The sequence below is a fragment of the Staphylococcus sp. HMSC068C09 genome (assembly GCF_001813735.1).
In the GTDB taxonomy this organism is placed as follows: Bacteria; Bacillota; Bacilli; order Staphylococcales; family Staphylococcaceae; genus Staphylococcus; species Staphylococcus hominis.
Genome location: NZ_KV813756.1, coordinates 452,067 through 462,889 on the forward strand (window position 1 = coordinate 452,067; position 10,823 = coordinate 462,889).

Sequence of the window (10,823 nt, forward strand, 5' to 3'; positions counted from 1 at the left end):
ATAAAAAATGAAACAATCGAAAGTCTTTATACCAACAATGAGAGAAGTCCCTTCTGAAGCTGAGGCTTTAAGTCATCAGTTGTTATTAAAAGCAGGTTTAATTAAACAAAGCACAAGTGGTATTTATAGTTATTTACCCTTAGCAACACGTGTACTAAATCATATTTCTAAAATCATTCGTGAAGAAATGGAAAATATTGATGCAGTTGAGATTTTAATGCCAGCATTGCAGCAAGCAGAACTTTGGGAAGAGTCGGGACGTTGGGGCGCTTATGGTCCTGAATTAATGCGATTAAAAGACCGTAATGGAAGAGAATTTGCTTTAGGACCTACTCACGAAGAAGTAGTGACTTCTATCGTTAGAGACGAATTAAAGTCTTATAAACAATTACCATTAACATTATTCCAAATTCAATCTAAGTTCCGTGATGAAAAACGTCCACGTTTTGGTTTATTACGTGGAAGAGAGTTCATCATGAAAGATGCTTATTCTTTCCATGCTGATGAAGCATCATTAGATCAAACATATCAAGAGATGTACAATGCTTATAGTCGTATTTTTAAACGTGTTGGAATTAATGCGCGTCCAGTAGTAGCTGATTCAGGTGCTATTGGCGGTAATCATACACATGAATTTATGGCTTTAAGTGAAATTGGTGAAGATACGATTGTGTATAGTGAAAATAGTGATTATGCAGCAAATATTGAAAAAGCTGAAGTTAAGTATTATCCAAATGAGAAACATACAGACATTAAATCACTAGAAAAAATAGAAACGCCAAATATTAAAACAGCTCAAGAATTGGCTGACTTTTTAAATCGTCCAATTGATGAAATTGTAAAAACAATGATTTTCAAAGTGGATGGAGAATTCATGATGTTTTTAGTAAGAGGCCATCACGAGCTCAATGATGTGAAGGTGAAAGCATACTTTGAAACTGATAATGTGGAAATGGCGACTCAAGATGAAATTGTAAATTTACTTGGAGCAAATCCTGGTTCATTAGGACCTATTCATAATAAAGACATTAAAATTATTGCTGATAATTTTGTTAAAGATTTAAATAACATAGTGGTAGGTGCTAATGAAGATGGCTATCACTATATTAATGCAAATGTTGAGCGTGATTTTAATATCGATGAATACGGAGACTTTAGATTTATTTTAGAAGGTGAACCGTTAAGTGATGGTTCTGGAAATGCAAAATTTGCAGAAGGTATTGAAGTTGGACAAGTATTTAAACTGGGAACGAAATATTCTGAAGCAATGAATGCTAAATTTTTAGATAATCAAGGTAAAGCGCAACCTTTAATTATGGGTTGCTATGGTATCGGAGTGTCTAGAACATTAAGTGCGATTGTTGAGCAAAATAATGATGAAAATGGTATTATTTGGCCAAAGTCAGTCACTCCATTTGATTTACATTTAATTACAATCAATCCTAAAAAAGAAGAACAACTTGAATTAGGAGATAAATTATACTCAGAATTACAATCTAAATATGATGTACTTTATGATGATTGTAAAGAGCGTGCAGGCGTTAAATTTAATGACGCTGATTTAATTGGTTTACCGATAAGAATTGTTGTAGGTAAAAATGCAAGTGAAGGTATTGTTGAAGTTAAAGTGCGTCAAACGGGTGAAAGTGAAGAAGTTCATGTTAATGAATTAGACAATCACATTGCTTCACTCTATGAAAAACTATAGGTGCACATGAATAAAAATGGTTGGAACATTTTGTTGTTTCCAACCTCTTTTATTGTTTTTATTAGTTAAACTGTAATCATGAAAAATAAATGTGAAAGTAGTATAATATAAATCAAGTTTTTTAAAGTAAATGATAAGTTCGAAATAAGGTGGTTATTCTTTGTGGCAATGACAAGTCAGGAAAAATTTAGAGTACTTGCCGATCAAATTAAGATTTCAAATCAATTGGATAAAGAAATACTTGAAAAAGGTGAACTCACACGAATAGATGTATCAAATAAAAATAGAAGTTGGGAATTTCAGATTACGTTACCTTATTTTCTTTCAAATGAAGATTATTTAATCTTTACTCATGCAATTAAAGAAGAGTTTAAAGATATTGCACATGTGGACTGGCATTTTACAATTCAAAATACATCGAATCAAGATGAACATGTGATTAAATATTTTGGACATTGTATTGAACACACAGCTTTATCACCAAAAGTGAAGGGTCAACTTAAACAAAAACGTTTAATTATGTCAGGTAATGTTTTAAAAGTAATGACTTCAAATGATGTTGAAAGAAATCATTTTGATAAAGTATGTAATGGTAGTTTAGTAAAAGCATTTCAAAAATGTGGCTTTGATATAGATAAAGTAATATTTGAAACTGATGATTCGAATAGAGATGAAGATCTTGCTTCATTAGAGGCACATATTCAAGAAGAAGATCAACAAAGTGCTAAAGAAGCTACAGAAAAAATTGAAAAAATAAAAGCTGAAAAAGCAAAACAACAAGATAATAACGGCAGTAGTGTTGAAAAATGTCAAATAGGAAAGCCAATTCACGTTGAAAATATTAAACCTATTGAAACAATTATTGAAGAAGAATTTAAAGTAGCCATTGAAGGGGTTATCTTTGATATTAACATTAAAGAACTAAAAAGTGGACGTCACATTGTTGAACTTAAAGTGACAGACTATACAGATTCTTTAGTATTAAAAATGTTTACTAGAAAAAATAAGGATGATTTAAATCACTTTAAAGCCTTAAGTGTAGGTAAATGGGTACGTGCACAAGGTCGTATAGAAGAAGATACGTTTGTACGTGATTTAGTCATGATGATGTCAGATATTGAAGAAATCAAAAAGACACCTAAACAAGATAAAGCAGAAGAGAAACGTGTCGAATTTCATTTACATTCATCAATGAGTCAAATGGATGGTATTCCAAACATCAGTGCGTACGTTAATCAGGCTGCAGCATGGGGACATAAAGCAATAGCTGTTACTGATCATAATGTGGTTCAAGCTTTTCCTGATGCTCATAGTGCAGCGGAAAAAAATGGAATTAAAATGATTTACGGGATGGAAGGCATGTTAGTCGATGATGGTGTGCCTATTGCCTATAAACCTACTGATAGAGATTTAAAAGAAGCTACATATGTAGTGTTTGACGTCGAAACAACAGGTTTATCTAATCAATATGATCAAATTATCGAACTTGCTGCTGTCAAAGTTAAAGACGGCGAAATTATAGATAAATTTGAAAGATTTAGTAATCCACATGAAAAATTATCAGAAACAATAATTAATCTGACACACATTACAGATGACATGCTAGTGGATGCACCAGAAATTGAAGAAGTACTAACAGAATTTAAGGAATGGGTAGGAGATGCCATTTTTGTAGCGCATAATGCTTCATTCGATATGGGCTTTATTGATACAGGGTACGAACGATTAGGTTTCGGTCCATCAACTAATGGAGTGATTGATACTCTTGAATTATCACGTACCATTAACACTGAATATGGTAAACATGGATTAAATTTCTTAGCTAAAAAATATGGCGTTGAACTTACTCAACACCATAGAGCGATTTATGATACTGAAGCAACGGCTTATATTTTCATTAAAATGGTTCAACAGATGAAAGAACTAGGTGTGACTAATCATAAAGATATTAATAAAAAGTTATCAAATGAAGATGCCTATAAACGTGCACGACCAACCCATGTCACACTCATAGTTCAAAATCAAGATGGACTCAAGAATTTATTTAAAATCGTAAGTGCTTCTTTAGTAAAATATTATTATAGAACACCTAGAATTCCACGAACATTATTAAATGAATATCGAGAAGGCATTCTAGTAGGTACAGCTTGTGATGAAGGGGAATTATTTACAGCTGTGATGCAACGTGATCAATCTGAAGTTGAAAAAATAGCAAAGTATTATGATTTTATAGAAGTACAACCACCTAAACTTTATCAAGATTTAATTGATCGTGAATTAATTCGTGATACTGAAACATTGTATGAAATATATGATCGTATTTTAAAAGCAGGAGAAAGTACAGGAATACCTGTGATAGCTACTGGTAATGCTCATTACTTATTTGAGCATGATGCTATTGCTCGTAAAATTTTAATTGCATCACAACCAGGTAATCCATTAAATCGTTCCACACTTCCAGAAGCACATTTTAGAACAACAGATGAAATGTTAGATGAATTTCATTTCTTAGGAGAAGATAAAGCCTATGATATTGTTGTTAAAAATACGAATGAATTAGCAGACCGAATTGAGAAAGTAATTCCAATTAAAGATCAATTATTTACGCCACGTATGGAGGGCGCTAACGAAGAAATACGTGAATTAAGCTATACAAATGCGAAAAAATTGTATGGTGATGACTTACCGCAAATTGTCATTGATCGTCTCGAAAAAGAATTAGATAGTATTATTGGTAATGGCTTTTCAGTTATCTATCTCATATCACAACGGTTAGTTAAAAAGTCATTAGATGATGGATATTTGGTAGGGTCACGTGGTTCTGTAGGTTCGAGCTTTGTTGCAACGATGACAGAGATAACAGAAGTGAATCCGCTCCCTCCACACTATATATGTCCACATTGTAAGACGAGTGAATTTTTTGATGATGGGTCGGTAGGTTCAGGATTCGACTTACCTGATAAAACATGTGAAACATGTGGTGGCGAATTAATTAAAGAAGGTCAAGATATTCCATTTGAGACTTTCTTAGGATTTAAAGGAGATAAAGTACCAGATATTGACTTGAACTTTAGTGGTGAATATCAACCGCATGCCCATAACTATACGAAAGTACTTTTTGGAGAAGATAAAGTATTCCGAGCAGGTACAATTGGTACAGTGGCTGAAAAAACGGCATTTGGCTTCGTTAAAGGATATCTAAATGATCAAGGTATTCATAAACGTGGTGCGGAAATCGATAGACTTGTCAAAGGATGTACAGGTGTTAAACGTACAACTGGACAGCATCCAGGAGGAATTATTGTAGTTCCTGATTATATGGATATTTACGATTTTACACCGATACAATATCCAGCAGATGATCAAAGTGCATCTTGGATGACCACACACTTTGATTTCCACTCGATTCATGATAATGTGTTAAAACTCGATATACTTGGACACGATGATCCTACAATGATACGGATGTTACAGGATTTATCGGGTATCGATCCTAAAACGATTCCTGTTGATGATAAGGAGACAATGCAAATATTTAGTAGTCCGGCTTCTTTAGGTGTAACAGAAGAGGATATTTTATGTAAGACAGGCACATTTGGTGTACCTGAATTTGGTACAGGTTTCGTTCGTCAAATGTTAGAAGACACTAAGCCAACAACATTTTCTGAACTTGTACAAATTTCAGGTTTATCACATGGTACCGATGTGTGGCTTGGTAATGCACAAGAGTTAATTCGCTCAGGCATCTGCGATTTATCCAGTGTAATTGGTTGTCGTGACGATATTATGGTATATCTTATGTATGCTGGGCTTGAACCATCAATGGCCTTCAAAACAATGGAGTCTGTGCGTAAAGGTAAAGGACTTACGGATGAAATGATAGATGCGATGAAAGCGAATGATGTACCTGATTGGTATTTAGATTCATGCTTAAAAATTAAATACATGTTCCCTAAAGCTCACGCAGCTGCTTACGTACTTATGGCTGTACGTATTGCATACTTTAAAGTGCATCATCCGTTATACTATTATGCAGCATATTTTACAATTCGTGCATCAGACTTTGATTTAATTACAATGATTAAAGATAAAGAAAGTATTAAGAACACAGTTAAAGATATGTATTCTCGTTATATGGATTTAGGAAAAAAAGAAAAAGATGTATTAACAGTATTAGAAATAATGAATGAAATGGCACATCGTGGATTTAAAATGCAGCCGATTAGCTTAGAAAAAAGTCAAGCTTTTGATTTCATTATTGAAGATGATACATTGACCCCACCATTTATTGCTGTGCCAGGATTAGGTGAAAACGTAGCTAAACGTATTGTTGAGGCACGTGAAGACGGTCCATTTTTATCCAAAGAAGACCTTAATAAAAAAGCAGGTTTATCTCAAAAAATTATTGAATACCTTGATGATTTGGGTTCATTACCAGATTTACCAGATAAAGCACAATTGTCCATTTTTGATATGTAAATGGACAACTTAGAAGTATTAATAGTAGCTTCATTTGTTTAAGCATATAAAGTATGTTATAATTAGTTTGTGTAAAAATTTAGACTCAGGCAGAAAGAGTGGGCATATACCCGCTCTTTTCTATTTGCCAAAAAAGGAGGCCTGTATGAGTAAAATTACTGAAGAAGTAGAAACTATCATTACTCCCATTTTAGATGATTTAAACTTTGAATTAGTTGATGTTGAATATGCAAAAGAAGGCAAAGATCGTTTTTTGAGAATCTCTATTGATAAAGAAGGTGGCGTGGATTTAAATGATTGTACGCTTGCTTCTGAAAAAATAAGTGAAGCAATGGATCAAAATGATCCTATTCCTGAAATGTATTATCTTGATGTAGCTTCACCTGGAGCTGAACGTCCACTAAAAAAAGAAAAAGATTATCAAAATGCGATAGAGCAACCTATATTTGTATCTCTTTATGCGCCAATTGAAGGTGATAAAGAATGGTTAGGCATTCTGAAGTCTGTCGATGATGACACAATAACTATGGAAGTTAAAGAAAAAGCAAAGAAAAAAACAATTGAGATACCAAGAAATAAAATTGCAAAAGCACGTCACGCTGTAATGATTTAACGTGATGAGGAGGAATAATTGTGGCAAGTAATGAATTATTATTAGCAACTGAATACTTAGAAAAGGAAAAGAAAATTCCAAGAGAAGTTTTGATTGATGCAATTGAAGCAGCTTTAATTACTGCATATAAGAAAAATTATGATAGTGCTAGAAACGTCCGTGTAGAATTAAATATGGATGAAGGCACATTTAAAGTCATCGCACGTAAAGAAGTTGTAGAAGAAGTATTTGATGATCGTGAAGAAGTTGATTTAAGCACAGCTTTAGTTAAAAATCCTGCTTATGAAATAGGTGATATTTACGAAGAAGATGTCACACCTAAAGACTTTGGTCGTGTGGGCGCACAGGCTGCTAAACAAGCAGTAATGCAACGTCTAAGAGATGCTGAAAGAGAAATTTTATACTCTGAGTTTATTGATAAAGAAGAAGATATTTTAACAGGTGTGATTGATCGTGTTGATCATCGATATGTGTATGTTAATTTAGGTAGAATCGAAGCGGTTTTATCTGAAGCTGAAAGAAGTCCTAATGAGACATACATTCCAAATGAAAGAATTAAAGTCTATGTTAATAAAGTAGAGCAAACAACAAAAGGTCCACAAATTTATGTGTCAAGAAGTCATCCGGGTTTATTAAAACGTTTATTTGAACAAGAAGTTCCAGAAATTTATGATGGAACTGTTATTGTGAAATCAGTTGCACGTGAAGCAGGAGATCGTTCTAAAATTAGTGTATACTCTGAAAATCCAGATATAGATGCAGTGGGAGCTTGTGTAGGTGCAAAAGGTTCACGTGTTGAAGCGGTTGTTGAAGAATTAGGTGGAGAAAAAATCGATATTGTTCAATGGGATGAAGATCCAAACGTTTTTGTACGTAATGCTTTAAGCCCATCACAAGTTTTAGAAGTTATTGTTGATGAAGATAACCAATCTACTGTAGTGGTAGTACCTGATTATCAATTATCATTAGCTATTGGTAAACGTGGACAAAATGCGCGCTTAGCTGCCAAACTTACAGGATGGAAAATTGATATTAAATCTGAAACAGATGCTCGCGAAGCAGGGATTTATCCTGTAATTGAATCTGAAGAAAAAGCTGATGAAATAGTATTTTCTGAAGATAAAGATATTGAAATTGATGACATAAATTTAGAAGAAACAAACTTAACAACAGCTGAATTATCAGCGGAAGTTGATGAAACTTCAAATGAAGCACAAGACGCTTCAGATAATAAAGAAGAACATTAATACGTTTAAGCATATGGGGTGAGTAGTAAATGAAGAAGAAGAAAATTCCAATGCGCAAATGCATCATCACGAATGAAATGCGTCCTAAAAAAGACATGATTCGAGTAGTAATTAATAAAGAAGGCGAAATTTTCGCTGATGGTACTGGAAAACAACAAGGTAGAGGTGCATATGTTTCAAAAGATGTTAAAAGCGTAGAAGATGCTCAAAAAAATGGTGTACTCGAGAAGTACTTTAATGAAAGTCCTGAAAAATTAGATCCTGTATATAAAGAAGTAATTCGATTAATTTATAGAGAAGAGATTCCTAAATGATAAAAGAACAGATATTTAATTTTTTAGGCTTAGCGATGAGAGCTAGAAAAGTTAAAGTTGGAGAATCAGTACTCATATCTGAGATAAAAAAACGTAATATTAAACTTGTGATTTTATCTACTGATGCTTCAGATAACGCTAAAAAGAATATAAAGAATAAATGTGACACATATCATGTTCCGTTTAGAGTTTTCGGTACGAGAGTAGAATTAGGACAATCATTGGGCAAAGAAGAACGTGTAAATGTTGGCGTGACAGATTCAGGTTTTGCTAAAAAACTTATGTCGATGATTGATGAATATTGTAAGGAGTGATTATATGAGTAAAAAGAGAATTTACGAATATGCGAAAGAATTAAATGTTAAAAGTAAAGAGATTATAGATGAGTTAAAGAAAATGGACGTTGAAGTATCCAATCACATGCAAGCATTAGAAGATGACCAAATTAAGATGCTTGATAAAAAGTTCAAATCATCACAAAATGAAGAAAATAAAAAACAAAACACTCAAAATAATCACCAAAAACAACAAAGTAAAAAAGATAATAATCAAAACAAATCTAATTCAAAGAAAAAAAACAATAAAAATAGCAAAAACAATAAAAACAATAAAAACAACAAAAATAATAATAAAGGTAAGAATAACAAATCTGCTGCTGAACCTAAAGAAATGCCTTCAAAAATCACGTATGAGGAAGGTATTACAGTAGGAGAACTTGCTGATAAATTAAATATCGAATCATCTGGTATTATTAAAAAATTATTCTTGTTAGGTATTGTTGCTAATATTAACCAATCATTAGATGAAGAAACATTAGAACTTATCGCAGATGATTATGGTGTTGAAATTGAAAAAGAAGTTGTTGTTAATGAAGAAGACCTAACAACTTATTTTGATGATGAAGAAGACGATCCAGATGCAATTGAACGACCAGCAGTTGTAACAATTATGGGACACGTTGACCATGGTAAAACAACATTACTAGACTCAATTAGAAATACTAAAGTCACAGCAGGAGAAGCAGGCGGTATCACACAACACATTGGTGCATATCAAATTGAAAATAATGGTAAAAAAATTACTTTCTTAGATACACCTGGACATGCAGCTTTCACAACAATGCGTGCACGTGGTGCTCAAGTAACAGATATCACTATTTTAGTAGTAGCAGCAGATGATGGCGTTATGCCTCAAACAATTGAAGCAATTAACCATGCTAAAGAAGCGGATGTACCAACAATTGTTGCGGTCAACAAAGTTGATAAACCAACTGCAAATCCAGACCGAGTGATGCAAGAGTTAACTGAATATGGTTTAATTCCAGAAGATTGGGGTGGCGACACAATCTTTGTACCACTTTCAGCATTAAATGGTGATGGTATTGATGACTTATTAGAAATGATTGGTTTAGTTGCCGAAGTACAAGAATTAAAAGCTAATCCTGATAAGCAAGCAGTAGGTACTGTTATTGAAGCAGAATTAGATAAATCACGTGGACCAGCTGCGTCATTATTAGTTCAAAATGGTACGTTACATGTAGGTGATTCAATTGTAGTTGGTAATACGTATGGGCGCGTAAGAGCTATGGTAAATGATTTGGGTCAAAGAATTAAAACAGCTGGCCCTTCTACACCGGTTGAAATTACTGGTATTAACGATGTACCTCAAGCAGGTGACCGCTTCGTTATTTTCAAAGATGAAAAACAAGCGCGTCGTATTGGTGAAGCTCGTCATGAAGCAAGTGTGATTCAACAACGTCAAGAAAGCAAAAATGTTTCATTAGATAATTTATTCGAACAAATGAAACAAGGAGAAATGAAAGATCTTAATGTCATTATTAAAGGTGATGTACAAGGTTCTGTAGAAGCTTTAGCTGCATCTCTTATGAAAATTGATGTTGAAGGCGTAAATGTTCGTATTATTCATACAGCTGTTGGGGCAATCAATGAATCAGATGTTACATTAGCTAATGCTTCAAATGGTATTATTGTTGGATTTAACGTACGTCCTGATGCAGGTGCGAAACGTGCAGCAGAAGCTGAAAATGTTGATATGCGTCTTCATAGAGTCATCTATAATGTTATAGAAGAAATTGAATCAGCGATGAAAGGTTTATTAGATCCTGAATTTGAAGAACAAGTTATCGGACAAGCTGAAGTACGTCAAACATTCAAAGTTTCAAAAGTTGGAACCATTGCTGGTAGTTACGTGACTGAAGGTAAAATCACTCGTAACGCAGGCGTACGTGTCATTCGTGATGGTATTGTTCAATTCGAAGGTGAACTTGATACGTTAAAACGTTTTAAAGATGACGCTAAAGAAGTATCACAAGGTTACGAATGTGGTATTACAATTGCAAACTTTAATGACATTAAAGAAGGCGACATTATTGAAGCATTCGAAATGGTAGAAATTGAAAGATAACTAATTTGTAAGAGGCTAAAGTGTATATGATATAGGTA

7 protein-coding genes are annotated in these 10,823 nt (G+C 33.4%); all 7 read left to right on the forward strand.

Features of this window, described 5'->3' with window-relative positions; translation table 11 throughout:
* Positions 1-7: 7 nt before the first annotated feature.
* The 7 genes from HMPREF2930_RS06950 to infB all read left to right on the forward strand — a co-directional run bounded on the left by HMPREF2930_RS06950 (position 8) and on the right by infB (position 10,785).
* Complete coding sequence (locus tag HMPREF2930_RS06950) at positions 8-1,708, forward strand: proline--tRNA ligase (RefSeq protein WP_070597273.1); 1,701 nt, start codon at positions 8-10, stop codon at positions 1,706-1,708.
* A gap of 168 nt (positions 1,709-1,876) precedes the next feature.
* Positions 1,877-6,187, forward strand: a complete 4,311-nt coding sequence (locus HMPREF2930_RS06955) for a PolC-type DNA polymerase III (RefSeq protein WP_141751512.1) — start codon at positions 1,877-1,879, stop codon at positions 6,185-6,187.
* A gap of 145 nt (positions 6,188-6,332) precedes the next feature.
* Positions 6,333-6,800, forward strand: coding sequence for a ribosome maturation factor RimP (gene rimP, locus HMPREF2930_RS06960; protein WP_017174609.1), 468 nt, complete (start codon positions 6,333-6,335; stop codon positions 6,798-6,800).
* Between the two features lie 20 nt (positions 6,801-6,820).
* Positions 6,821-8,047 carry a transcription termination factor NusA gene (gene nusA / locus HMPREF2930_RS06965; RefSeq protein WP_019835114.1) on the forward strand — a complete coding sequence of 409 codons (1,227 nt, stop codon included), beginning with the start codon at positions 6,821-6,823 and terminating at the stop codon, positions 8,045-8,047.
* 29 nt (positions 8,048-8,076) lie between these two features.
* On the forward strand, positions 8,077-8,361 hold the full coding sequence (gene rnpM, locus HMPREF2930_RS06970; RefSeq protein ID WP_002448835.1) for an RNase P modulator RnpM: 285 nt from the start codon (positions 8,077-8,079) through the stop codon (positions 8,359-8,361).
* Positions 8,358-8,675 carry a YlxQ family RNA-binding protein gene (locus HMPREF2930_RS06975; protein WP_017174611.1) on the forward strand — a complete coding sequence of 106 codons (318 nt, stop codon included), beginning with the start codon at positions 8,358-8,360 and terminating at the stop codon, positions 8,673-8,675. The genes rnpM and HMPREF2930_RS06975 overlap by 4 nt, the downstream gene beginning before the upstream one ends.
* A gap of 4 nt (positions 8,676-8,679) precedes the next feature.
* On the forward strand, positions 8,680-10,785 hold the full coding sequence (gene infB, locus HMPREF2930_RS06980; RefSeq protein ID WP_017174612.1) for a translation initiation factor IF-2: 2,106 nt from the start codon (positions 8,680-8,682) through the stop codon (positions 10,783-10,785).
* Positions 10,786-10,823: the final 38 nt, after the last annotated feature.

Excerpts from the sequence above, each read along its gene's own strand:
- rnpM (WP_002448835.1), top strand. The coding sequence starts at position 8,077 with ATGAAGAAGAAGAAAATTCCAATGCGCAAATGCATCATCACGAATGAA.
- HMPREF2930_RS06955 (WP_141751512.1), top strand. The coding sequence starts at position 1,877 with ATGACAAGTCAGGAAAAATTTAGAGTACTTGCCGATCAAATTAAGATT.
- infB (WP_017174612.1), top strand. The coding sequence starts at position 8,680 with ATGAGTAAAAAGAGAATTTACGAATATGCGAAAGAATTAAATGTTAAA.
- HMPREF2930_RS06975 (WP_017174611.1), top strand. The coding sequence starts at position 8,358 with ATGATAAAAGAACAGATATTTAATTTTTTAGGCTTAGCGATGAGAGCT.
- HMPREF2930_RS06950 (WP_070597273.1), top strand. The coding sequence starts at position 8 with ATGAAACAATCGAAAGTCTTTATACCAACAATGAGAGAAGTCCCTTCT.
- rimP (WP_017174609.1), top strand. The coding sequence starts at position 6,333 with ATGAGTAAAATTACTGAAGAAGTAGAAACTATCATTACTCCCATTTTA.